This is a genomic window from Terriglobus aquaticus, from assembly GCF_025685415.1.
Lineage (GTDB): Bacteria > Acidobacteriota > Terriglobia > Terriglobales > Acidobacteriaceae > Terriglobus > Terriglobus aquaticus.
On the sequence record NZ_JAGSYB010000001.1, the window covers coordinates 2,241,149 to 2,264,877 of the forward strand.

General features: G+C 64.2%; 22 protein-coding genes. 6 read left to right on the plus strand and 16 right to left on the minus strand.

What is annotated here, in order from left to right; all coding sequences use genetic code 11:
* Nucleotides 1–31: 31 nt before the first annotated feature.
* Together OHL12_RS09465 and OHL12_RS09470 are read right to left on the minus strand one after the other, a co-directional pair.
* Nucleotides 32–1,222, minus strand: coding sequence for a lactonase family protein (locus tag OHL12_RS09465; protein WP_263413577.1), 1,191 nt, complete (start codon nucleotides 1,220–1,222; stop codon nucleotides 32–34).
* A 26-nt stretch (nucleotides 1,223–1,248) separates the two neighbouring features.
* Nucleotides 1,249–1,689 carry a Fur family transcriptional regulator gene (locus tag OHL12_RS09470; RefSeq protein ID WP_263413578.1) on the minus strand — a complete coding sequence of 147 codons (441 nt, stop codon included), beginning with the start codon at nucleotides 1,687–1,689 and terminating at the stop codon, nucleotides 1,249–1,251.
* A gap of 118 nt (nucleotides 1,690–1,807) precedes the next feature.
* Here OHL12_RS09470 and OHL12_RS09475 point away from each other — a divergent pair, with 118 nt between their 5' ends.
* A complete protein-coding gene (locus tag OHL12_RS09475) occupies nucleotides 1,808–2,968 on the plus strand; it encodes a cellulase family glycosylhydrolase (protein WP_263413579.1) in 1,161 nt (386 codons plus the stop codon).
* A 66-nt stretch (nucleotides 2,969–3,034) separates the two neighbouring features.
* On the opposite strand, the gene OHL12_RS09480 is transcribed toward OHL12_RS09475, so the two are convergent.
* From OHL12_RS09480 to aroC, 10 genes are all read right to left on the minus strand, one after another.
* Nucleotides 3,035–4,690: a hypothetical protein gene (locus OHL12_RS09480; protein ID WP_263413580.1), complete on the minus strand. Its 1,656-nt coding sequence runs from the start codon at nucleotides 4,688–4,690 to the stop codon at nucleotides 3,035–3,037.
* A 64-nt stretch (nucleotides 4,691–4,754) separates the two neighbouring features.
* Nucleotides 4,755–5,501 carry an MOSC domain-containing protein gene (locus tag OHL12_RS09485; protein ID WP_263413581.1) on the minus strand — a complete coding sequence of 249 codons (747 nt, stop codon included), beginning with the start codon at nucleotides 5,499–5,501 and terminating at the stop codon, nucleotides 4,755–4,757.
* Complete coding sequence (locus OHL12_RS09490) at nucleotides 5,501–6,415, minus strand: TerC/Alx family metal homeostasis membrane protein (RefSeq protein ID WP_263413582.1); 915 nt, start codon at nucleotides 6,413–6,415, stop codon at nucleotides 5,501–5,503. Before OHL12_RS09490 ends, OHL12_RS09485 begins: the two co-directional genes overlap by 1 nt.
* A complete protein-coding gene (locus tag OHL12_RS09495) occupies nucleotides 6,416–6,976 on the minus strand; it encodes a hypothetical protein (RefSeq protein WP_263413583.1) in 561 nt (186 codons plus the stop codon). It lies immediately after the preceding gene.
* Between the two features lie 132 nt (nucleotides 6,977–7,108).
* Nucleotides 7,109–7,891, minus strand: coding sequence for a twin-arginine translocase subunit TatC (gene tatC, locus OHL12_RS09500; RefSeq protein ID WP_263413584.1), 783 nt, complete (start codon nucleotides 7,889–7,891; stop codon nucleotides 7,109–7,111).
* A 35-nt stretch (nucleotides 7,892–7,926) separates the two neighbouring features.
* On the minus strand, nucleotides 7,927–8,499 hold the full coding sequence (locus OHL12_RS09505) for a twin-arginine translocase TatA/TatE family subunit (protein ID WP_263413585.1): 573 nt from the start codon (nucleotides 8,497–8,499) through the stop codon (nucleotides 7,927–7,929).
* A 69-nt stretch (nucleotides 8,500–8,568) separates the two neighbouring features.
* Nucleotides 8,569–8,997 carry a DUF2203 domain-containing protein gene (locus OHL12_RS09510; protein ID WP_263413586.1) on the minus strand — a complete coding sequence of 143 codons (429 nt, stop codon included), beginning with the start codon at nucleotides 8,995–8,997 and terminating at the stop codon, nucleotides 8,569–8,571.
* A gap of 49 nt (nucleotides 8,998–9,046) precedes the next feature.
* Nucleotides 9,047–9,994: a methionyl-tRNA formyltransferase gene (gene fmt, locus OHL12_RS09515; protein ID WP_263413587.1), complete on the minus strand. Its 948-nt coding sequence runs from the start codon at nucleotides 9,992–9,994 to the stop codon at nucleotides 9,047–9,049.
* A gap of 13 nt (nucleotides 9,995–10,007) precedes the next feature.
* Nucleotides 10,008–10,520, minus strand: a complete 513-nt coding sequence (gene def, locus OHL12_RS09520; protein WP_263413588.1) for a peptide deformylase — start codon at nucleotides 10,518–10,520, stop codon at nucleotides 10,008–10,010.
* Between the two features lie 51 nt (nucleotides 10,521–10,571).
* A complete protein-coding gene (aroC, locus tag OHL12_RS09525; RefSeq protein ID WP_317889814.1) occupies nucleotides 10,572–11,750 on the minus strand; it encodes a chorismate synthase in 1,179 nt (392 codons plus the stop codon).
* A gap of 167 nt (nucleotides 11,751–11,917) precedes the next feature.
* Here aroC and OHL12_RS09530 point away from each other — a divergent pair, with 167 nt between their 5' ends.
* Together OHL12_RS09530 and OHL12_RS09535 are read left to right on the plus strand one after the other, a co-directional pair.
* A complete protein-coding gene (locus tag OHL12_RS09530; RefSeq protein WP_263413589.1) occupies nucleotides 11,918–13,192 on the plus strand; it encodes a GGDEF domain-containing protein in 1,275 nt (424 codons plus the stop codon).
* A 111-nt stretch (nucleotides 13,193–13,303) separates the two neighbouring features.
* Nucleotides 13,304–15,340, plus strand: a complete 2,037-nt coding sequence (locus OHL12_RS09535) for a CocE/NonD family hydrolase (RefSeq protein WP_263413590.1) — start codon at nucleotides 13,304–13,306, stop codon at nucleotides 15,338–15,340.
* A 10-nt stretch (nucleotides 15,341–15,350) separates the two neighbouring features.
* Here OHL12_RS09535 and OHL12_RS09540 read toward each other — a convergent pair whose 3' ends face one another.
* On the minus strand, nucleotides 15,351–17,186 hold the full coding sequence (locus OHL12_RS09540; RefSeq protein WP_263413591.1) for a GGDEF domain-containing protein: 1,836 nt from the start codon (nucleotides 17,184–17,186) through the stop codon (nucleotides 15,351–15,353).
* Nucleotides 17,187–17,442: 256 nt separating this feature from the next.
* On the opposite strand from OHL12_RS09540, the gene hemL reads away from it, so the two are divergent.
* The 3 genes from hemL to purN all read left to right on the plus strand — a co-directional run bounded on the left by hemL (nucleotide 17,443) and on the right by purN (nucleotide 20,615).
* A complete protein-coding gene (gene hemL / locus OHL12_RS09545; protein ID WP_263413592.1) occupies nucleotides 17,443–18,786 on the plus strand; it encodes a glutamate-1-semialdehyde 2,1-aminomutase in 1,344 nt (447 codons plus the stop codon).
* Between the two features lie 90 nt (nucleotides 18,787–18,876).
* Nucleotides 18,877–19,962: a phosphoribosylformylglycinamidine cyclo-ligase gene (purM, locus tag OHL12_RS09550; RefSeq protein ID WP_263413593.1), complete on the plus strand. Its 1,086-nt coding sequence runs from the start codon at nucleotides 18,877–18,879 to the stop codon at nucleotides 19,960–19,962.
* The gene (gene purN, locus OHL12_RS09555; protein WP_263413594.1) at nucleotides 19,962–20,615 is read left to right on the plus strand and encodes a phosphoribosylglycinamide formyltransferase; all 654 of its coding nucleotides are present in this window, start codon (nucleotides 19,962–19,964) and stop codon (nucleotides 20,613–20,615) included. The genes purM and purN overlap by 1 nt, the downstream gene beginning before the upstream one ends.
* 71 nt (nucleotides 20,616–20,686) lie before the next feature.
* On the opposite strand, the gene OHL12_RS09560 is transcribed toward purN, so the two are convergent.
* The 3 genes from OHL12_RS09560 to OHL12_RS09570 all read right to left on the minus strand — a co-directional run bounded on the left by OHL12_RS09560 (nucleotide 20,687) and on the right by OHL12_RS09570 (nucleotide 23,586).
* Complete coding sequence (locus tag OHL12_RS09560) at nucleotides 20,687–21,886, minus strand: S1C family serine protease (RefSeq protein ID WP_263413595.1); 1,200 nt, start codon at nucleotides 21,884–21,886, stop codon at nucleotides 20,687–20,689.
* Between the two features lie 67 nt (nucleotides 21,887–21,953).
* The gene (coaE, locus tag OHL12_RS09565) at nucleotides 21,954–22,643 is read right to left on the minus strand and encodes a dephospho-CoA kinase (protein ID WP_263413596.1); all 690 of its coding nucleotides are present in this window, start codon (nucleotides 22,641–22,643) and stop codon (nucleotides 21,954–21,956) included.
* A gap of 1 nt (nucleotide 22,644) precedes the next feature.
* Nucleotides 22,645–23,586, minus strand: a complete 942-nt coding sequence (locus tag OHL12_RS09570) for a bifunctional 5,10-methylenetetrahydrofolate dehydrogenase/5,10-methenyltetrahydrofolate cyclohydrolase (RefSeq protein WP_263413597.1) — start codon at nucleotides 23,584–23,586, stop codon at nucleotides 22,645–22,647.
* Nucleotides 23,587–23,729: the final 143 nt, after the last annotated feature.

A 23,729-nucleotide genomic window follows, 5' to 3' on the forward strand; every position in this document is an offset into this window, starting at 1 on the left:
GCATCGGCCGGTTTTGCACCGAGGCGGGCGCCTAGTGCGAAAGCGCGACGAAGCTTGCTCCCGTTCCGGTGGCGCTGGAGCTGACCACGTACAGGCGGCCCGGGTTGGTGGAGTCGAAGCCGTAGAGTGTCAGGTCGGGCGACCCGCCAGAAGCCGCCACCAGCACCCACTTGCCTGACGAATCGATGCCGATGGACGTGGCACCGATGCCGGACGAGAACGGCGAGCCCGGCACCGCGGTCAGGGCTTCGTTTGTGTCGATGGAGTATCCGGTGACCGTGCTGTCTGCCTGGTTGGTCACGTAGACGTACGTTCCCGCGCTGTTGACGGCGACGCTGGTGGGCGTGTTGCCGGTGCCGTAGATCTTTGTCGTGGTGGGCGTAAGGGCACCGTTGCTGGCGACCGACTCCACGAGAAGGCCCTGCGAGTTGCCGGTACGGGTCAGGAACAGGTACTTGCCCGTGGGATCCCAAGCCAAGCCGCGATCGGCCGTGAGCGAGTCGACGGCCGGCGTCGTGGAGAGTTGCGAGAAGGCCCCACTCGACGTGTTGAAGTTGAACAGGATTTGGCCGCCCACACCCATCGCAGCCGCCACAATCGTTCCCGCGGGGTTGATGCGCAGGTGGTACGGAATCGTGCCGCTATTGGGGAGCGTGAAGCCGATGCCCTGCTGTGCCGTCAACGCGCCGGTGGTGCTGTTGATCGAAAACAGGTCGATGCCCTGGCCGCTGCCGTCGAGCACCATAAGCCAGTTGCCGTCAGGCGAGACCTGCATGTCGGTCACGTTGGCGTTCACCAGCGCCGATCCGCTGTTCAGGGAGGTCAGCACTCCCGTGGACGAGATGCTGTAGCCGAAGATTTCGGACGCATTCCCGACGTAGAGGAAGCCGTTGTTGCGGCTGACAGCCGCCGCGGTCGGCTGGCTCGTCGAGATGGAGATTGGCGATCCGGACAGGGCCGCGAGCGCGCCTGCCGACGAAATGCCCAGGCCGGCCACGCTGCCGCCTTGGCTGTTCACGACAAAGGCATAGTTGTTCGCGCTGGTGCCGCTGCCGCCGGAGCTGTCGCACGAGCTGTCGTGGAAGAAGCTTCCGCAGCCGCTGCTGTTCGTGTTCGTAAAGAACGAGCTGCCACACCCGCTAAGACCCGGCAAAGCAAGCAGGGACAAGGCGGCAAGAAACGGGAGCGTGTGGCGGCGCATGACGATTGGACGGGGCTGCACGCGGTTTGGAGGCGTACTCTGGGCCACTAATTCGGCCGGCGCTGGCAGTCGGCGCACAAGCCGATCACGTCGATGCTCAGCCGCTCCACGGCAAACCCGTTGGACAGGCGCTCGGAATATGCGGGCAGGCCCAACTCTTCGGGGGCGCAGTCCTGGATCTGTTTGCAGACGCTGCACACCAGGTGGTGGTGCGGATGGCTGTTCATCTCAACCCGCAAGGTGCCGTGGTGCATGGAAAGCTGGCGAAAGACGCCGCTTTCCACAAACAGGTGAATATTCTTGTACACCGTAGCCAGCGAGATCGTAGGCAACCGGCGCTTCACGACGGCGTACACCTCTTCCGGAGACGGGTGGCCGTGCATGCCCTGCATGGTCTCGTACAGCACCTGGCGCTGATGGGTAACGGCAATGCCGTGTTCCGCGCACAGGCTCCGAAATGTAACGGCCGTGTCGTGCATGTCCAGCATTCAGTAGAAAAGCTGGCCGGGGCGCTGTCAAGGCAGTTGCGGCGCGTTGCGAGCCGGGCCTCCAACGCCTATGCTGGCTGCGACACAGCTCCGCACCGGAGCCGGGGAGACTCACGTTTTGATTCGAAACGCCCAACGCCTTCTGCTCCACCTGACGATGCTTGCCGTGGTCTTCGGGATCCTGCCCGGCACCGCTCTGCTGGCCGCGGGTAAACCACGGTCTCGCTGGACGCCGGACCAGGCGACTGCTTACATGCAGCGTCAGCCGTACCCGGTCGGAGCGAATTTCCTGCCCAAGAACTCGATCAACGAGCTGGAGATGTGGCAGGCGGCAACGTTCGATCCCAGCGAGATTGACACGGAGCTCGGCAGGGCGCAGGGCATCGGGATGACGACGATGCGCGTCTTTCTCCACGACCTGCTGTGGCAGGGCGACTCGGCCGGCCTCCTGCAGCGCATGGAACAGTTCCTGGCGATCAGCAAGAAGCACGGCATCAAGCCCGTGTTCGTGCTGTTCGATAGCTGCTGGGATCCCAACCCGCGGCTCGGGCAGCAGCACGCTCCCATTCCGGGTGTTCACAACAGCGGATGGGTGCAGGCGCCCGGCGTCGCGCTGGCTGACCCGGCGCAGCACAAGCGCTTCGAGGCATATGTGAAGGGCGTCGTCGGTCACTTCGCCAATGACGACCGCATCCTGGCCTGGGATGTTTGGAACGAGCCGGACAACGGTGGTGGCGGCAACTACGCGGACAACCTGCCGGACAAGGTAGCGCTGATGGATGCGATGCTGCCGGAGGTGTTCGCCTGGGCGCGCGCCGAGGGGCCGAGCCAGCCGCTGACCAGCGGCATCTGGCACGACGAAGCGACCTGGAGCGATCCGTCGAAGTGGACCGCGACGGAGAAGATTCAGCTCTCCGAGAGCGACATCATCAGCTTCCACAACTACGACTGGCCGGAGAAGTTCCAGGCGCGTATCGATTCGCTGAAGCCGCTGGGGCGGCCGCTGCTATGCACCGAGTACATGGCGCGCGGCAACGGCTCGACCTTCGACGGAAACCTGCCAGTGGCCGCGAAGAACAACGTGGGCGCGATCAACTGGGGCCTGGTGCAGGGTAAGGAACAGACCAACCTGCCCTGGGATAGCTGGGCCCATCCGTACACCGACCGCGAACCGCCCATCTGGTTTCACGACGTCTTTTACTCGGACGGACGGCCATATCGGGAGGCCGAGGTGAACCTGATCCGGCAGATCAGCCAGGAGAAGAACGCGGCGAAGTAGCACCTGTAAGGGTCGGCAGCAAAGAGGGCGCGGCAGATGCCGCGCCCCTGCCTCTGATGCCCTGCTCTACTTCGTGGTGTCCGTGACAAACACCTGGTCCGGCTTAGGACCGAGGAAGCGGTAAAGCGCGAACTGGCGCGAGGTTTGGTTCCGCAACTCGAACAGGAGATCGGCGCGGTTGGATGCATCCGCGTCCACAGCGTCGACAAGGCGGTAGCGCGGCGCGCGGTCCAGGTGCGCAGCGTCGGTAACGGAGCGCAAGCCGACGATCAGCTTGCCATCGGGATCGCGCTGGGCAACCACCGTGACAAAGCGCACGGGAGCCGCACCCGTGGTGGCAGTCTGTGCGGTGTAGACGTACGTAAGCGGAGCGTCAAAGCTGAGCGTGTACGCCGCGATCTGCTCGTTCTGCAGGGCGTCGTTGCCAGTTGAGGCCGAAGCTAGCGGCTTGCGCGCTGCTGGACTCCTTCGTGTCGCTGCAGCCGACCGGGGCCGAACTGCGGCCGCGCCTTTGTTCGGGGCCGCCGGAGCGGCGCCACCCGGTGCAGGACCTGCGGCATCTGTGGCCAGCGATGGGTTGTGCAACACGGCCTGGGCAAGGGTCCGCATTTCGCCCAGTGCGGCGGTGCGTTCCTGCTCGCTCGCGAAGGGCGTGCTGAAGTCGTGCGTGGGGCGGTCTTTGGGGTCGGAAACGGCCACGGTCAGGTGCAGGTCGGGTGGCAGGCCCGGCGCGGCAACCGCCTGCAAGTCGGGCATGGACGCCGCTTGAGTGACAGCCGGTGCGCTGGCGGAGGCGCCGGTGTTGCGGCGGAGTTCCGGCCGGCCGTTGTCCGCGATCACGCCGTTCGACGCGGCTGTGGTCGAGGCGCTGACTGTTCCCGCCGAACCGTGCACGCTGTTGGCGCTGTTCACCTCAGATGGGTCGGGCGGAATGTCGATGTCGGAGTCACCGGCAGCCTTGCGCTTGATCACCGGGCGGTCCGGGTCGTCTGCCGGCCCTTTGCCGGCGGCGGTCACGCTCGACGTTTCCTTGGGGCGCTTGGACTTCGGTCCTCCCGTCGTGTCCTCGGGGCGGCGCCGCAGCGTGGGCCGGTCGGGATTCGGAGCCTTGGGGTCGCGGTTGTCGTCATCGGGCAGGCTTACGCGTTGCGCGCGATCGGCGTCGGGGTCCACGTCAGAGGTGTCGCGCGGGTTACGGGTCTTGCTTTGCGAGGAGTCGGACGGAGTGCTGCCGAAATGCGGCTTGCCGTCGTCCTGCACGGGGTAGGCGTGCTGGGTATGGCGCGCGGGGGACTTCGAAATCGCCGTCGTCGTGGGCGCCTTTTCCGGCACGAACTTGCCATAGCCGAACCAGGCCACGTCGAAGGGAACGGTCACCTCGGCGCTGGAGCCGCGCAGGTTCTTGGCGAAGGCAAGATCCAGGTCGCCCAGCGGCTCACCGGCGTGCTGCAACTGGTAGATGTTGCCGGTGTCGAGCGCGAACGGGATCGGCCGCGCCAGGTAGGTGCCCGCGTTTTCGAAGTGGCCGCCAATGAAGAGCGACACGGGGATGAGGCGGGCGGCGGTGGGCTTCTTCAGGTCGCCCGCGTACTCGTAGACGGCGACGGCGCGGGTGACGGGCTCGGACTTCTGCACCTTGTGGATCTGGGCGTGGAGAGGTGCCATCGTGAACGGAAGAGTCACTGCGGCGAAGGCAAGCGTGAAGGAGCGTGCGCGGGGCATCAGGAAGTTGGACGAGTTGTGGCGGGCAAAGGTGACGCCGCGCTGTGCAGGGGCTAGGTGCGGCTCAGGCGAGCAGGACGGGATCGCCAACCCGGAGCGGCCCGGGCGTGACCACGGCGGCGTAGATGCCGAGCCGGCCTTCGTGGTGGCGGTCCAGGTGTTTCATCAGGGTTGGGTCGGGTTCGCTGGTTTCGGGATCGAGCGTGACGACTCGGCAGCGCGGGATGCGTTCCAGCAGGCGCAAGCGGCAGGTTCCGCCGATCCGGAGCGTGCGGCCGGGCAGGGCGTCTTCCGGAAAACTCTCGGCGTTGCCCCTGGTGAGTTCGTGGGAGGCGTCCACGGTAAAAGTGAGGACCAGGTTGGAGCGGAAGCGCCGGGGATCGACGCTCTTGCCGAAAGTTCGATTGAGCACCGCGAGAGTTTGCGTGGAGACGAGGGAGATGGGACGAACGTCGGTGTAGGGGCCGGTGCCGGGATCCTGCTGGAGCGTCATGCGGTTCTGCTGCGGCAGATTCTGCTCCAGGTTGGTCAGCAGCGCCGGGTCGTCCGCGTTGAAGGTGAAGCCGCCGGGTGTTCGAATCTCGGCTCCGTTACCGCTAACGTGGGCACTGTACAGCAGCATCGCCGCGCGTTCGCGGCTGGTCAGGCGTGGTTTGCCCACCGGAGCGCCGCTGCTCACGAGGGCGTAGCGGCGGTCGCCGGCGATGCCGTCCGCCAGCACTTCGAGTGAGTCCACCTGCTCACCGCGCATGCTCTTGACCGGGTAGCGCCAGAGCTCGGCGATGTGGGCGATGGCGGTGCCGTCCGGCATCAGTGCGCGGCGGCCTCGTCTTCGTTGTGCTGCAACGTGAGCGAAATCAGGATGGTGACGAGCAGGATCGCAAAGATGATGGCCAGCGAGGCGAGCGGCGTGAACTCAAACCACGGGTCGATGATCATCTTGATCGCCGCAAAGGCGAGCACCGCGGCCAGGCCGTAGTGCAGGTACTTCAGCTTGGCCAGGGCGTGCGCCAGGACGAAGAAGAGCGAACGCAGGCCCATGACGGCGAGGATGTTCGACGTGTACGCGATGAAGGTGTGGCGCGTGATGGACAGCACCGCGGGAATCGAATCGAGCGCAAAGACGAAATCCGTGAAGGCGATGGCGATTAGTGCCAGCAGAAGGACGGTCGGCGCGCGGTGGCCGTTTTCCTGGACGAAGAAGCCGTCCTGCGACTCGGAAAATGTGGTCTTCGACTCGAGCCACTGCTGCCACTTCGGCTTCGCAGGTTTGTCATGCTTCTGCGGCAGCACCAGACGGATCGCGGCAATCAGCAGAAGCACCGCAAAGATGTAGGTGACCCAGGCGAAGCGGTCCAGCAGCTTGACGCCCGCGACGATAAACGCAGCACGCATAACGACCGCGCCCAGAATGCCCCAGAAGAGCACCTTGCGCTGCTTGTCCGGCTTGACCTGAAAGCTTTGGAACAGCAGAAGAAAGACGAAGAGGTTGTCGATGGAGAGCGACTCTTCAAGAGCGAAGCCGGCAAAGAACTCCTGCGAAAGCTGGTGATCGAGCGTCGCATACAGGTAGCCGCCGAACAGCACGCCACTGGTGAGCCAGAGCGCGGTAGCGGCGTACGCCCGCGCCGGACTCTGCTTACGCAGCAAGAGGAACTCCACACCCAGGGCGACGAGCAGGAGGACGTGGAAGACGACCCAATGGGTCACGTTGGCGTGCGGCATCTAGTCGGTTGGATGTGTCTGCGAATGATCCGGCTGTAGGTGCCGAGGGCGAATGACGGTGCCGCCATTCACCGTCGGGGGCGATAGGGTGAGAATTTCCTGCAGATACTCTACAAGTTCGATCTCCCGCCCCCGCCCCAGTCCGGCACTCAGCCTCGCCAGAAAGAGACACACAAAGGTGATGACACAGCCCGCGATGGGCACCCCGACACTCCCGCGATCGCTCGAGAACAGCCAAAAAGCAAGAAGGCACAGATCAACGATTAGCGCTGCCGGAACAATGACCCGAAGAGTTCCGGGATAGGCGAACGCGCCGACTAAATTCGTGCCTTGCGGAGCCTCCTCATAGATCAAGGAAAGCTGCCGATTCACTTGCCCCGCACTGAAGAAGCGAAACCCGCGATTTTCAAACCAGGCTTCATGCTCACCAACCCGACCTACGATGCCGATCTGCGGGAGCAGCAGGGCGTCCGAACCGGCCACTTCACGGCGAAGACGCTCGATCAATTGCCGACGATTCAGCCGCGTTTCAATCCTGACGGGCGTCTCTGGCAGAAACACTGGTCCTTCTTCAATGCGCTGAGATATCAACTTTTGATACTGGTCCGGACAGCAAACCTTGCTACAGCAGATTCTTCGCTGCGCTCAGGATGACATTGCTGTGGTGGTTCGGACTATGCATTGATCCTCAAGCTACGCAGCGGCAGGCAAGTTCTTTTTGCGTGCCGGGTGCACCATATAGGCGACACCGATGCTGATCAGGTAAAGCACCAGCATGGGCATGGCGAAGAGGCACATGCTGAGCGGATCGGGCAGCGGGCAGATGATGGCCGCGATGATAAAGATGACCAGGATGGCATAGCGGGCGTTGCGGATGAGGAACTTCGCGTCGGTGATGCCAAAGAGCGCGAGAAAGAAGACGACGACTGGCAGCTCAAAGCTGACGCCAAGACCGAAGATGATCGCGGAGAAGAAGCCCGTGTAGTCGTCGATGGTGATGATCGGGTGAAAGCGGTGGCCGAAGTCGCCGATGAGCACCTTGAGCGCGCCGGGCAGCACCCAGTGGTAGCCGAACCAGGCTCCGCCCAGAAAGAGGAACACGGTCGTGAACATGAACGGCCAGACGTACTTCTTCTCGTGCGCGTAGAGGCCGGGCGAGATGAAGAGCCACACCTGGTAGAGAATGTAGGGCGCTGCGAGGATGCCGCCGCCGTAGAGCGCCGTCTTAAGGTAGAGGTTCAGGCCGTCGGTGGGGTGGGTGAAGTTGAGCTGGTACTTCGCGACGTCCATGGGGTGCTGCACGATGTCGAAGAGCCGCTCGTGGAAGTAGTAGGCGACGCAGAAGCCGATGAGCAGGGCGATGGCGGAATGGATGAGGCGCGCGCGAAGCTCGGCCAGATGCTCCATGAGCGACATGCCGGGCAGTTCGGCACGGTCGGAGACGGCGGTTTTTACGTTGTCGATGACGTCGGGCATTGAGAAGTCTGGGTTCCGAGTGATGGTTGCGGGTTCTAAACGTGCGTGGCGCGCTCGCCCTCGCCCACCATGGCGGGCTGGCTGCGGTCAGGTGGTGGCGGAAGCTCGGCTGCGGGCTCTTCACTGCTCGATCCGGCGCCGAGCGAGGTCTGGCTGAGGGCGCCGCCGATGCTGTGCTCCGGGATCTCCGCCGCGGGTTCAGCAGGCGCGTAGCTGCGGGTGCGGGCCGAGCTTTCCATGGGCAGGCCGCTGGACGGCGGCATCATCTTGAGCTCGCCGGATTCGGCAATGGGCTGGACAGACGCGACCGCCGCCTCTGCTGCTTCGGGTGCGACCTCAGAGACCGGCGCCGGCATATGCGGGTGCGGCGGGTCCTCGACCGGAACGGCCGCAGGCGTTGGAGGCTGGAGCGCGGCGACCTTGGCCTGGTGCTCCTTTTGCTCTTCCAGGCGCAGTTCGTCTTCCATCTGCATGCGGAAGTCGTTGGAGGCTTTGCGGAACTCGGCCATCAGCTTGCCAAGCTGCCGAGCCAGTTGCGGCAGCTTCTTGGGGCCTAAGAGCATGAGCGCCAGCACAAAGATAAAGATGGAATCGCCCATGCTTGGCATACAGCGAATGATAAAGCAGCGGCGCGGGCGGCTGCGGCGGATGGTGTCGGCAGGTGAGTTCCCGGGCGTTTAGTGGGGGCGGTCGGGACGGGTGAACCGCTCGTCCAGCGGCTGGCGCTCGCTGGCATCCTGCTCGGGGGTACGCCAGGAGGTGATGGCGGACTGACCCTGCTCCCAGCACAGCAGAACGACTTCATCGTCGAGCTGGAAGGGGAACTCCAGCAGGCCGCGCTGCAGGTCGTTCACCGAAACGCCGATCTCTTCGATCTCCTGCAAGGTGTCGCGGGCCTCGGCGACGGCCTTTTCCTGCTCACTTTTCAGCCTGGCCACATGCAAGAGGTCCACATGCATGCCGCCGTTGACAAAGATGGCCTGGTGAAGCGACTGCAGGGCGTGTTCCCGCGCCGTAGCTTGACCGGCAGCGGCTTGCGCGCGTTCCAGCAGCGAGGTCAGAACGGGCAACAGGGTTTGCGCTTCGGGAAGAGTGAACGTGCGCATCTGGTACTACGATAGCGGAGCCCGGCGCCTGTGTTGCGCGCCGGCAGCATCAGCCAAGCTGCTCCCCTGCCCTGACCTGGTGGCCGCGCAGGAACTCGGCCGCGGGCATGCGCTTCTTGCCTTCCATCTGGACCTCGTCCAGGGACAGCGCGGAGCCGTTGCCACATGCCACGAGCATGCCGGGGCTGTTCAGATGGTCACCCACTGCAAGGACGGTGCCGGGGATGGCCGACGGACGGGATGCCGCCAGGCGCATGCTGTGGACGATCAGCTTCTTGCCACGTATTGCGGTGAACGCACCCGGCCAGGGCTGGAAGCCGCGGAACCGGGCGTGGATGCTGGCGGCCGGCAGGGTCCAGTCGATCCGCGCGTCGTCGCGGGTGAGCGGGCGGGCGTGGGTGGCCAACGCGTTGTTTTGCGGCTCGGGATGGATCGTGCCGGCTTCGAGGCCTACAAGCGCTTCGACCATCAGGTCCGCGCCCAAGTGGGAGAGGGAAAGGAATAGGTCGGCTGAGGTGGTTTCCGGCGTGATCGGGACCGCCCGCCGCAGCAGCATGGGGCCGGTGTCGAGCCCGGCGTCGAGGCGCATTATGGTCACGCCTGTTTCCTCGTCTCCCGCTGCGATGGCCCACTGAATAGGTGCGGCGCCGCGCCAGCGCGGCAAAAGAGAACCGTGGCCGTTGAGGCAGCCGAAGCCTGGCAGGTCGAGCATCCATTGCGGCAGGATGCGGCCGTAGGCGACCACGATGATGGCGTCCGGCTGGATGGCCTCCAGTTGGGCACGCAGGGCTTCGTTGGTCTTGATCTTTTCGGGCTGCTCGACGGGGATGCCGTGGGCCAGCGCGGCGGCTTTGACTGGGGTCGGCGCAACGGTGGCGTCGCGGCCGACGGGGCGGTCCGGCTGCGACAGCGCTAACGCAACGTCATGGCCAGCCGCGACGAGAGCTTCCAGCGTGGGCACGGCGAACTGGGGCGTTCCGCAGAAGACCAGCTTCATCTGCCCTGCCTACTTACCACTCGCCGTTGCGGATGGCCTTGCGGATTTTGCGCAGGGTCAGGTCGCGCTTGAGGCGGCTAAGGCGGTCGATGAAGAGGACGCCGTCCAGGTGGTCGAGCTCGTGCTGCATGGCGCGGCCCAGCAGCTCGGCGCCGCTGACCTCAAACCAGTTGCCGTCGATGTCCTGCGCGCGCACGACCACGCTGGCGTCGCGGGAGACCTTGTCGCGGATGTCGGGCAGCGAAAGGCAGCCCTCTTCCTCGTGGGTCTTGCCGCCCTCGCGGGAGATGATCTCCGGGTTGATGAGGACGAGCTTCTGGTCGGGTTCCTTGCCGAAGGAGACGTCGATCACGGTGATGCGCTTGAGGATGCCGATCTGTGGCGCGGCCAGGCCGATGCCCTCCGCGGCGTACATGCTCTCCCACATGTCGTCGACCAGCTTGCGCAGGTCCGCGTCGAAAGCGGTAACGGTCTCCGCCTTTTGCGCGAGGACGGGGTCGGGATACTTCACGATCGGGTAAATCATCTTCGCTTGTTAGTTTACGTGCGTAAGCCGCGAGGTGTGACGGTCCGAACGTTAGTAGGCGGCGAGCTGTTCGCGGTAGCTCTTCAGGTTGCGGGAGGTTTCCTGCAGGCTGTCGCCGCCGAACTTTTCGAGCATGAGGCGCGCCAGGGTGAGGGCGACCATGGCTTCCGCGGCCACGCCGGCGGCTGGCACCACGCAGACGTCGCTGCGCTCGTAGGCCGCCTTGACCGGTTCGCGGCTTTCGAAGCTGACGGAGCCGAGCGGCCGGCGGAGAGTGCTGATTGGCTTCAGGTAGCCGCGTACGGTTACGTCTTCGCCGTTAGAGATGCCGCCCTCGATGCCGCCGGCGTTGTTGCGCTCGCGGGTGAAGCGGGTGCCGGAGCCGTTGGCCTCGTCGGCATAGCTGATGGCGTCGTGCACGGTGGAGCCCATGCTTTCGGCAGCGGTAACGCCGCGGCCGAGTTCGACGGCTTTGACCGCCTGCAGGCTCATGACTGCCTGGGCGAGCAGACCGTCCAGGCGCTCGTCCCAGTTGGCGTGGGTGCCGATGCCGACGGGAACGCCGTGCGCGACCACTTCGAAGACGCCGCCGACGGTGTCGCCGGTGCGCAGGGCGCGATCGACCTCGCCCTTCATCTGCTGCTCGACCTCCGGGTCGATGCAGTTCAGCAGGACGGTCTCACGGGCGGTGCTGCTGACGATTTCTTCCCACTGGTAGCCGCGCGTAAGCTCGACGGCACCGACGCGGACTACGTGCGAGAGCACCTCCACGCCGAGTTCACGCAAGAGCAGCTTGGCAAGCGAACCGGCGGCGACGCGGGCGGAGCTTTCGCGGGCGCTGGCACGTTCCAGAACGTAGCGGGCGTCGCGGAAGTTGTACTTGAGCGCGCCGGGCAGGTCGGCGTGGCCGGGGCGCGGACTGGCCACAGCCTTGTGCTTCGCTGGGTCGCCCGCGCCTACGGGCAGGATCTCTTCCCAGTTCTTCCAGTCGCGGTTGGCGATGGTGAGGGCGATGGGGGCTCCAATGGTTGCGCCGTGACGAACGCCGCTGAGGATGTGGGCTGTGTCCGTCTCGATGCGCATGCGACCGCCGCGGCCGTAGCCCTGCTGGCGGCGCCACAGTTCGCGCGCCACAAACGTCTCATCCACAGGAACGCCGGCGGGCATGCCGCTGAGGAGTGCGACCAGCGCTTCTCCATGGCTTTCTCCGGCTGTCGCAAATCGCAGCAATCTGTTCCTCTTCTCTGCCTGGTTTCGGTCGATGTTGATTTTATCGAAGTGTCCGGACGGCGTTCTTGAAGAAATCCGGCCATCGCCAGGGCCGGTGCAACGAAAGTTGCAGTAGCTCTCACGGATGTGGAGTAAAGCAGTTGTAACTTGATGGATAGCGTAACCCTATGCCGCTGAGCGCGTTAAAGCCGGTACCGGAATGGCTCGACCTGAGAACGGTCGCACGGGAGACGCACCGGCTGACGTTGCGCGGCAACCTGCCGTTGCGCTTCCCCGCACCGTTGGAGGAGCTCTTCAACGAGGAGCGCGCGGTCCAGAAGCAACGGCAGATCGTCAACATGGGGCTTCTGGCAATCCTGGTCTTCGACATGTTCCTGGTGGGCGATTACCTGGTCGCACCGGAGCAGGTTGGTCTGGCAATGTTTGTACGCCTGGGCGTTGTCACGCCGGTGGTACTGGCTGCACTGTGGCTGCTGTGGAAACGGCCTGTTTCCGCGATCACGCAGGACCTGTTCTCGCTTTCGTATTGCATTCTGTGTTGCCTGGCGACCCTGCACCTGCACCACTTCAGCTTTGCTTCCGCAACAATTCAGGCTGGCCTGGAAACTCTGCTGTTGCTGGTGGTGATGAACACGATGCTGCGCCCAGACCTGTGGGCGGCGGCGCTGGGCACCGTCGTGTGCTGTGGCATGTTCTTTGGCTTTCTGGTGCTAACTCACATGTTCACGCGGGCGGAGCAGTGGACGTTGGCGGGACAGGTCTTCTGGTGCGCCACACTGACGCTTCTGGCAAACAATCGGCTGCTGCGTGAACAGCGCTTTTCTTGGTTGCTGCAGGTGCGCGGACGCATCCAACGTCAGTCGCTGACCGAAGAGAATCGCGAACTTCTAAGCCTCTCTTTGCAGGATCACCTGACCGGCATTCCGAATCGCGCAGCGTACGAAAGGCGGCTGACCGAATTGTGGAGCCGCGTTGTCGAAACCGGTGAGTGGATCGCCGTGGTCATGGTCGATGTGGACTACTTCAAGCAGGTGAACGACAGCTTCGGGCACCTGTACGGAGACCGAGTTTTGCAGCGTATCGCCAAGCTGCTGGAGCAGAGCATGCGCGCGGAGCTGGATTTCGTGGCCCGCTACGGCGGCGAAGAGTTCGTAGTTTTGCTGCCGGGCTCCAACCTGGAATCGGGCGTGCAGGTTGCTGAACGTATCCGCGTGCTGGTGCAGGTGGCGGGTTCGCCAGCAGTCACACGAGGAGATGCACCGCTGCCAATGGACGTGAAGTGGTCCACGGTCTCGTGTGGCGTGGCCGCAATACAGCCGGGCCCGACCGACGACCCCAAGAGCCTCGTGGACGCCGCCGATGCCGCGCTGTACCTGGCTAAGCAAACAGGCCGCAACCGCGTTTGCACCCCCGGAGCCCTTACGCTCGTACAAAGGGCTTAGCGCACCTGCAGCTCGTCGTCGTGTACCGCGGCGTTCGCGTGCGGCACAGCAGCCTTCCCCGTTCTCAGGCGCTACACTTCTTGCACCCATCATCTTGCAAGAGGTTGCCCTGTGTCCCTGCGCTTGTCCGCCCTGTTCCGGTCTGCACTTGCCGTCTCGTTTTTTGCTTCCGTTGCAGGCCCGGTTTGGTCCGGGAGTGCCTTCGCGCAGGAGCAGCGTGCCGACGCCGTTCGCAGCGAAGCCTGGGTGCGCGCGCACTACAACAAGTACGAGTACCGCATTCCGATGCGCGACGGCGCAAAGCTGTTTGTGAGTGTGCTGGAGCCGCAGCCTGGCGCGTTCAAAGACCACGGGCCGTACCCATTTCTGATGACGCGCACGCCGTACTCCTGTGGACCGTATGGCGAAGACCACTACCCGCGCGCCGCCACGTACTCCGATGAACTGGCAACCAGCGGCTACATCTTTGTGTGCCAGGACGTGCGCGGGCGCTACCAGTCAGAAGGCGTGTTCCAGGAGATGGCGCCGCACATCGATGAGAAGAAATCGCCCAAGGACGTGGATCCCTCGAGCGACATGTACGACACGGTCGAGTGGCTCCTGAAGCACATTCCGAACAACAACGGGCGCGTGGGCATCACGGGTATCAGCTACCCGGGGTTCTACACTTCGGCCTCGATCATCGATTCCCACCCGGCGATCAAGGCCGCGAGCCCGCAGGCGCCGATGACGGACCTGTTCCTGGCCGCAGATGATGCGTACCACGGTGGTGGATTCATGCTGGCGGCCAATTTCGGCTTCTATACCGAGTTCTTCCCGCAGAAGACGCCGGTGTTCCCCGAAGGCGAACGCTCGGAGTTCGCGTACGGCACGAACGACATGTACGAGTTCTACCTGCACGCCGGCAACCTGGCCGCGCTGAACGCGATGCTGACGAAGCACGGTGCGGAGTCGCTGTTCACGGACCAGATGGTGCATGACACGTACGACAGCTACTGGCAACCGCGCAGCCTGCAGAATCATATGCGCAACGTGAAGACGCCGGTGATGACCGTGGGCGGATGGTTCGACGCGGAAGACCTGACCGGGCCGCTGATGACGTTCCACGCCATCGATAAGTTCAACCCGGAGCTGGGCGCGACCAACACCGTGGTTATCGGGCCATGGGTGCATGGCGGATGGGCGCGGAGCGACGGCGACCGATTGGGCGATGTGACCTTTGGCGCGAAGACGGGCGAGTTCTTCCGCAAGGACATCCAGTTCCCGTTTTTCGAGCACTACCTGAAGGACGCGCCGTCTCAGCCGTTGCCCAAGGCGTATGTGTTTGAAACGGGCACCAACGCCTGGCGCAAGTATGACCAGTGGCCGCCCAAGCCAGCAGCGGCGAAGATGCTGTACTTCCACGCGAACGGCACGCTCAGCTTTGACGCTCCGACCGCTGGTGATTGGTACGCTGAAGGGCGAAACAAAAAAGGCGAGTTTGGCCCGATTTTTCCGAACGATTCGGACAGCTATGTGAGCGATCCGGCGCACCCGGTGCCGTACACCAGCTACACCACGAACACGGTGCCGCAGCGCTACATGGACGACGACCAGCGCTTTGCCAGCCGTCGGCCCGACGTGCTGGTGTACACCAGCGCTCCACTCACCGAAGACGTGACGATCGCGGGGCCGATCTCGCCGAAGCTGCACATCAGCTCCACGGGCACCGACTCCGACTTTGTGGTGAAGCTGATCGATGTGTACCCGTATGACTATCCCAATCCGGAGGCAGCGGACCCGGCGCAGGGCAAGCGCATTCTGGGCGAGGCTCCGCTGCTGATTGGCGGGTACCAGCAACTGGTGCGCGGCGAGCCGTTTCGGGCGAAGTTCCGCAACGGCCTGACCGAAAAGCCGGTAGCGCTGAAGCCGGGCGAGGTGACGCCGCTGAACTTCAGCATGCCCGACGTGAACCATACCTTCCGCAAGGGCCACCGCATCATGGTGCAGGTGCAGAGTTCGTGGTTCCCACTGGTTGACCGCAACCCGCAGACGTTTACCGATATCCCGACTGCACGGCCCGACCAGTTTGTGAAAGCCACGGAGACGATCTACACCGGGGCGGCGAACCCCAGCGGAGTGGAAGTGCTGGTGATGCCAGCGCGGTAGGTTCACCTGTCTACACGGCCAACGGCATCATTTTTGCCTCGCGCCGCTGCCGTTTGTTGCCGTACATCAGAGCATCGGCGTGCTCCAGGACATCTTCGATGGAGCGATTGGCGCAGGTGTGATCGTAGTACACCGCGCCAACGCTCAGGGCGATGCGGAACGGTCGCTGGCCGCGCTGATTGTCGATGCGCAGGAGATCGGTGAGCCGCTCCCGCAGCGTAGCTTCCGACTCCGGCGTGACGTTCCGCACCAGAGCGGCAAACTCGTCGCCGCCCATGCGGCACACAGTATCCGATTCGCGGAAGACCTGCCGCAGTAAAGCGGCCACGTCCTTCAGCGCGGCGTCGCCGGCGCGGTGTCCATAGGTGTCGTTGATGTGCTTGAAGTTGTCGACGTCGAAGTAGAAGAGCAACAGCGCGGACTTGCGACGGCGCATGATCTCCATCTGCTTTTCGGCTAGCAGCAGAAAGGCGCGGCGGTTGTACAAGCCGGTCAACGCATCGATGGAGATGAGCTTGCGCAGGTGTGCCTGGCGGCGCAGAAACGCGACCCAGGCGAGCATGCCGAGCGCGGTGGCGCCCAAGGCTCCGCTGAGCCACAGGGCGTGCATTGCGGTCCACCAGGGTGCCCGCTGGAGCAGCGTGACATCTTCCTGGGAGCGCAGGCGCAGCAGAAAGCCTTCGGTGTCGGTGTCGTCGCCGGTTGCTTCGCACACGCCGCGCAACTGCAGCACGCTGCCGCGCTGCCACGGGATCGTGCGGCTGGCCTGCATGGGCAAATAGGCACGGAAGAGCAGGTTGTCGCTCTTGAGAAACAGCGTGGCGTCGTGCAGGCCAGGTGTGAAATCGACCAGCGTTCCGGCCGTTTGCAGCAACATGCCATCGCACGCTGTCGATTCCGCGTCGTCCGAGCGGGCAACGACTTCTGTCGCGCTGCGAAGCGCCCGGGGCGTGACGGTGCCGGTGCCGACCCGCTGGAACCGGGATGCCAGCAGCGTGGGTACACCGCCGGTGACGGCGGGGAAGCCGACCACCACGACGGTTGTGTTCAGCGCGGGTTGCTCCTGCTTGTCCACTACAAAGGCTGCACCGCTGCCGTCCTGCAGGAAGAAGCCACGGTGAGGCTCGACCAGCGTGACGGTTCCCTGCACCTCCACCTGGCCCGCGTTGCGTGTGGCATGGCTGTATTGCGCCAGGCCGGCAATGGGGCGGAACGGAACGTCGTACGGGTCTGCCGGCGCAGCATGGGTGACGACGAAGTCGGCACGCGACGTGGTGATAAAGCGGATGCCGGCAAACTGCCGCCGCTTGTTCCAGATGGTGGCGCACACGGCACGCATGCGGATCGTCGCGCCGGTGAACGACTCCCAGGCGAAGTTCGGCTCCGGGGCGACGACTCGAACCGGCGTGGGCTCCCCGGCTCCCATGTTTAGCAGCAGCCTGACCGTCAGGTGCTCCGCCAGGACCTTGCGCTCTACGGCGCGGACCTCGCCCTCGACCTCCACCCACTCGCTGTCCTGGCCGCCCCAGCCCAGGTCGGCGGCGTGCATGTGCGATGGCACTGGCAGCGGCCCATGCCCTAAGACGCGAACGGAGGCCCGGTTCACCGTGGGCGCAAAGTCGCCCGGCGAGGTGACGCCGTCTACAGCGACGCGGTCGCCCGGTCGCAGTTCCGGGCCGCCGGGTGCACGGTTGACCGCAATGCCGCCGGTCACGTCCTCCAGGAAGAACGAGTTCTTCCAGCCGCCGGAAACCGTGACCACGCCGGTCAGGTGCACGGGTTCGGCCTCCGCGGCCTCCGACGGATTCAGCAAGTGGACTTCGCGCGCGGTGGTTCGCGGTTGCACGATATCAGCGTGGGCAATGCTGGATCCTGACAGGGACACTGCCAGGGCCGTAAGGAGCAGGGCTAGAAGTTCGCGAAGATGCGTCCGGCTGTGCAAGGTTCCCTTCGTCACAATTCATCCCTTCTGCCTGCTGCCGGATCGGTCCCGGTCCATGGGTTGCCCAATGCCTCTATCGGCGCTGCAGCAATGTGCGACAGGAGGAATTTGCGGACGGCCCAGGGTTGCCGCCGCCGTAGCTGGCTGACACACTTGAAGCATGGCTTTGCATCTGGAACGTTCGCAGGAACTGCAACAACGCGCGGAGGCGCTGATCCCGGGCGGGGTGGACTCGCCGGTGCGCGCATTTCGCGCCGTGGGCGGACATCCGCCGTTTGTAGAGCGCGCCGAGGGAGCGTACCTGTACGACGCGGATGGCAACCGTTACCTGGACTACTTTGGATCGTGGGGGCCGATGATCCTGGGCCATGCCGCGCCGGCGGTGATCGAGGCGGTGCGCGAGGCGGCGCTCCGGTCGACGAGCTTCGGCGCGTCCACCGCGGCCGAAGCCGAACTGGCGGAACTGGTTACGCGCGCGGTGCCGTCCATCCAAAAGCTGCGATTTGTTTCGTCGGGGACGGAAGCCGTGATGAGCGCGATCCGCCTGGCGCGGGCGTTTACTGGGCGCAACCGCATCGTGAAATTTGAAGGCTGCTATCACGGCCACTCCGACGCCTTGCTGGTGAAGGCCGGGTCAGGCGTGGCGACGCTGGGCATTCCGGGATCGGCTGGCGTGCCGGTGGAAACGACGCAGTTCACCACGGCACTGCGCTACAACGACCTCGACGAGGTGGAGACGCTGTTTGCGCGTCACCCCGGCGAGGTCGCCTGCGTGATCCTGGAACCGGTGGTGGGCAACGCCGGCACCATCCTGCCAGAGCCCGGATTCCTGGAGGGCCTGCGCGAGATTACGCGGCGTGAGGGAGCCCTGCTGATCCTGGACGAGGTGATGACCGGGTTCCGGCTCTCGTTAGGCGGTGCGCAGCAGATTTACGGGATTACGCCGGACCTGACGACGCTAGGCAAGATCATCGGCGGCGGTTTGCCCGTGGGCGCCTTTGGCGGCCGCGCGGAGATCATGGATATGCTGGCGCCGCTGGGCCCGGTCTATCAGGCCGGAACGCTGAGTGGTAATCCGCTGGCGATGGCGGCCGGCATTGCGCAGTTGAGCGCGCTGCACGCGGCTGGGGCTGAGTTTTACGATCGGCTGGCGGAGACGACCCGGCAGATCGCGGATGGTGTGCAGGAGATCGCGGAGGAGTTGGGTGTGCCGCTGGTGACCAACCGCATCGGCAGCATGTTTACTTGGTTTTTCCGCGACAGCAGCGATTCGGACGTGGTGATCGACTTTGACGATGCCGCGCGATCGCTGACCGAGCGCTTCGGCGTGTTTCACCGCGCCATGCTGGAACGCGGCGTGTGGCTGCCGCCCTCGCAGTATGAGGCGGCGTTTGTCTCTGCCGCCCATGGCGCGGCGGAGGTGGAAGCAACGCTGGCCGCAGCGCGCGAGGCGCTGATGGTGGCGCAGGCTGCACTGCCGACGCCCGAACCGCTGACCGCGTAGGCATCACCGCTCTGGGAGGATTTCACATGCCGTGCAAATCTGCCCTGCTACCCTAAAGTTCTGCAACCAGCCCGCAAGGAAGCCGCGCACGTGAAGCCTGCCGCCGAGTCGAAACCCGATCTCCGCACCCCAGCCGCCACCGGTACAAAGTCCGTTACGTACGCCGACGCCGGCGTTGACATTACGGAGGGCGACCGCACCAAGCAGCGCATCAAGATGCTTGCGCGTAAGACCTTCAATAAACAGGTGCTGAGCGAAATCGGCGGGTTCGGTGGCCTGTTTGGGCTGGACCTGGCGAAGTTTCCGAACCCGGTGCTGGTCAGCTCGGCCGACGGCGTTGGTACCAAGCTGAAGGTGGCGTTTGAGCTTGGCATTCACCACACGGTGGGTGCCGACCTGGTGAACCACTGCGTCAACGACATTGCGGTGCAGGGTGCGACACCGCTGTTCTTTCTGGACTACCTGGCGACCGGCAAGCTGGAAGGCTCGGTGTGCGAGACGGTGGTGAGCGGCTTGTCTGAAGCGTGCAAGGCGAACGGATGCGCCCTGATTGGCGGCGAGACGGCGCAGATGCCCGGCTTCTATGCCGATGGCGAGTACGACCTGGCCGGCTTCATCGTGGGCGTGGTGAACCGCGACGAGATCATCACCGGAGCGACGATTGAGCCGGGCGATTGTCTGATCGGCCTGCCCAGCAACGGCCTGCACACAAATGGATACTCGCTGGCACGCAAGCTGCTGTTTGAGGTGGCGAAGTACGGGCCGACGCAGTATGTGAACGAGCTGGAAGACAAGACCGGCGCGGCGCTGATGCGGCAACACCGCAGCTACCTGCCGATTCTGCGCAAGCTATGGACGGCCGGCATTGTTCGCGGCATGGCCCACATCACAGGCGGCGGGATCACGGAGAACCTGCCGCGCATCCTGCCCAAGGGCACGGCCGCACAGGTGGAGTTGAGCAGTTGGCAGGTGCCTCCGCTCTTCCAGCATCTGCAGCAACTGGGCGACGTGGCGCAGGACGAGATGCTGCGCACCTTCAACATGGGCATCGGCATGATCGTGGTGGTGCCTGCGGATTCGGTGAAGAAGGCCAAGGCGATCCTGAACCGCGCGAATGAGCGATTTTCGCTGATCGGACGCATCGTGCGCGGCGAACGCCGTGTGCAGTACGTGTGATGGAAGCAGCGAGTCAGCAGGTTAGCGATTCAGCAAGTCCGCGTCCCGCCAAGGTGCGGCTTGGGGTGCTGCTGAGCGGACGCGGATCGAACTTCATCAACATCGCCGACAGCATTGAGCGTGGTGAACTGCGCGGATGCGAGATCGCGCTGGTTCTTTCCAACATTGCCGATGCACCCGGTCTGGCTGCCGCACGCGAGCGTGGTTTGCCTGCCGTGGCGCAGCCCAGCCGTGGCGTGCCGCGCGAGGAGCATGACCGCGCGATGCTGGCACACCTGCAGCAGCATGGCGTGGAATACGTGATCCTGGCGGGTTACATGCGCGTGCTCACGCCGGAATTTCTGCGGACTTTTCCGCAGCGGGTGCTGAACATCCATCCGTCGCTCTTGCCCAGCTTTCCGGGGCTTCATGCGCAGCAGCAGGCGCTGGAGTATGGAGTGAAAGTGGCGGGATGCACGGTGCACTTTGTGGATGATGCCGTAGATCACGGTGTGATCGTGATGCAGCGACTGGTGCGCGTGCGCGAGAACGACACGGTGGAGCGGCTGTCCGCGCGCATCCTGCAACAGGAGCACCGATTGTACCCGGAGGCGATTGCGCGCGTGTTGAGCGGAAGGTATGAAGTGCGCGGACGGCAGTACCTGCCGAAGTAAGAAAGCAGGCGAACAAAATGGGGCAGAACGAATGCGTTCTGCCCCGTTTTGCCGCACATGTGCCGGTGCGTTTAGACGGTGACTGCCTGCTGCCCGGCTTCCTGCAGGATCACCTTGAAGTCCAGCTTTCTGCGGCCGCGGAAGACCGTTACCGTGACCGTGTCGCCGCTCTTGTGGGAATTCATGGCGGCGCTCAGGTCCTGCGCATTGGTGATCTGTTGCCCGTCGATGGCGATGATTAGGTCGCCCCCAAGTGCGACGGGCGTGTTGCCAAGGTAGCCACGCTGGGTGCCGCCCTTCAGACCGGCGCGATCTGCGGCGCCGCCCGGGATGGCGCGCTCAATGAGCACGCCGTAGTCGGCCTGCAGGCCCATCTGCTCTGCCAGGTCCGGCCCGATTTCCAACGACACAATGCCCAGCGACGGACGCCGCACGTGACCATACTTCGCATAGTCGTCGAGGGCAGCGCGTGCCGTGTTGATGGGAATGGCGAAGCCGACGCCGGCGCTCTGGTCGGCGTTGTTGGACGCGATCAGCGTGTTGATGCCGATGACCTGACCGCGCGAGTTCAATAAGGGTCCGCCCGAGTTGCCGGGGTTGATTGCCGCGTCGGTCTGGATCGCGTTGTCGATAGCGGAATTATTGGGGCCGCGCACCGAACGCATAGCACTGATAATGCCGCGCGTCATAGTGCCGGCAAGCCCGAACGGGTTGCCGATGGCGAAGACCTTCTGCCCCACCTGCAGGTTGTTGCTGTTCGCGAGTTCGACAGGCTGCAGGTTAGGTGCGTTGATCTTCAGCAGGGCAAGGTCGTGCTGCTTGTCGACGGTGAGCACCTGTGCCTTGTACTTGTGCTTGTCGTAGAGCTGCACTTCGAGCTGAGCACCGCCTTCGCCCACCACGTGATTGTTGGTGAGGATAAGGCCCTGCTTGTCGAGGATGAAGCCCGAGCCCTGGCCCTGCTGCGGCACGGGGCCGTAGAAGAAATCGAACTGCACCTGGGTCGAGGTGATGTTGACCACGCTGGGCAGCACGCGCTTGTACACCGCGATGTTGTTCTGCTCTTCGGCGTCGTACGCTGGCTGCGCGTCCGCAACCTTCAACTGCATGGGGCCGACCGGGCCGGCGATGGCATCGAGGTGCGACTCCGCCGCAGCAGGTGCCAGCCTGCTGACCAGGGCATCCACCGTGCCTGCCGCCCACCAGTGCTGTGTCAGCTCAAAGAAGCCGGCCACCAGCAGCACCACCAGAAGAACCCGTCTCGCTTTCATCCTGCTCTGTTCCCCCACCCTTCCATGGTACGGATGCGCCATACGCGCGAGCCGCTTCCTGCTATGTTCAGCCGCCGTGGCGCGTACGCCGCGCCGCTTCGTCCCGCAAATCCTTCCAAACTTCCGTCACCGCTTGTCGCAGGTCCTCGAGCGTTCCCTCGTTCGGAATGGCGAAGTCGGAAAGCGCTGCTTTACGCTCATCCGTCCACTGGGCCCGCATGCGGTTGCGCGCATCTGCCTCTGCGGCAGCGCGCCCTGTGTCACTAGACGCGTGCGCGCTGGCAAAGTAGCGGTCTACATACCGCTGAATCCGCAGGCTTTCGGGAGCGGTGACGAGGACAACGCGATCGAACCGGGAGCGCCATGGCGTGGCGTCGCCCGGAGAGGCGGCGTGCTTTGTCTCAAACACCAGGGCCGATTCGACCATGGCCACGCCGCTGGGGTGCTCCTCGCCGATGCGACGCATCCACTCAGCCTGTGCGGCGATCACTGCAGGGTGAATGATGCTGTTCAGATCTTCCGCACGATCCTGTGCGAACGCGAGGGTTGCAAGCGTGGCCCGGTTCAGCGAACCGTCGGCCTGCAGGACACCCGGGCCAAATTGTTCCACGATGCGCTGATACACGGACTCGCCCGGCTGCATCATGGCCCGTGCCACTTCGTCGCTTTGCGAGACAAAGCAGCCAAGTTCACGAAAGATGTGCGCGACGGTCGACTTGCCGCTGCCCAGACCGCCCGTGAGCGCAACGCGCAGCATGCTAGGCGAACTCGAGGACGTCGGTTGGCAGGCTGCGCCGCATGCGCGCGGCCTTCACGGTGTTGTGCATGAGCATGGCGATGGTCAAGGCCCCCACGCCGCCCGGCACCGGCGTGTAGGCGCTGGATCTCAAGTAACTTTGCGGTGCAAAGTCGCCAACCAGCACGGAGCCGCGCTTGTCAAAGGCGGCCAGTTTGGCGGCGTTGCCCGGGAACAGGCGCTCGACGTCTTCGCGGCGATCCAGCCGATTGATACCGACGTCGATCAGCACTGCGCCTTCCGCGACCATGTCCGGAGTGATCAGACCGGGCACACCGGTGGCGACCACGAGGATTTCTGCGCGGCGCGTGTACTCGCGCAGGTCGCGCGTTTCCTTATGACAGACGGCGACGGTCGCGCCCGCGTTCAACAGAAGTGTGCTCATGGGCTTGCCTACGATGTCGCTGCGGCCAACCATGACGCAGTCGCGACCGCGCACGGCGATGCCGCTGCGTTGGAGCACTTGCATGACGCCCGCCGGGGTGCATGGCACAAGCGACTCCTGGCCGATGGTGAGCCGGCCCACATTGACCGGGTGGAATCCATCCACGTCCTTCAAGGGGTCGACCGCTTCAAGAATGGCGCGTGTGTCGATGTGCCGCGGCAGGGGAAGCTGGACCAGGATGCCGTCGACCGCATCGTCCTCATTCAGTTGCTGCAGGATGCCGAGCAACTCGGCCTGGCTTGTGTCCACGCCGAGGGTGATCAGGTTGCTGGCGATGCCGAGTTCGGCGGAGGACTTTACCTTGCTGCGAACGTAGATCTCGCTGGCAGGATCGCTGCCCACCAGAACCACGGTAAGCCCTGGAACTGCGCCTGCTTCTGCGAGAGATCGGACCTCTCGACCGACCTCTTCCTTGATCTCCGCCGCAATGGCGACACCGTCCAGTACCCGTGCACTCATATCACTCAGGATATCGAAGCGGAGGCTACGTCGTGTTATGTCGTTGTACAGTCTGCTTCTTCGCCCTAAGAGGCGACAACTCGCCGAGAACTCTCACGTCTAATCTCGCAAGCCGAAGGAAGCAGCCAGGTATTGCGCTTCCT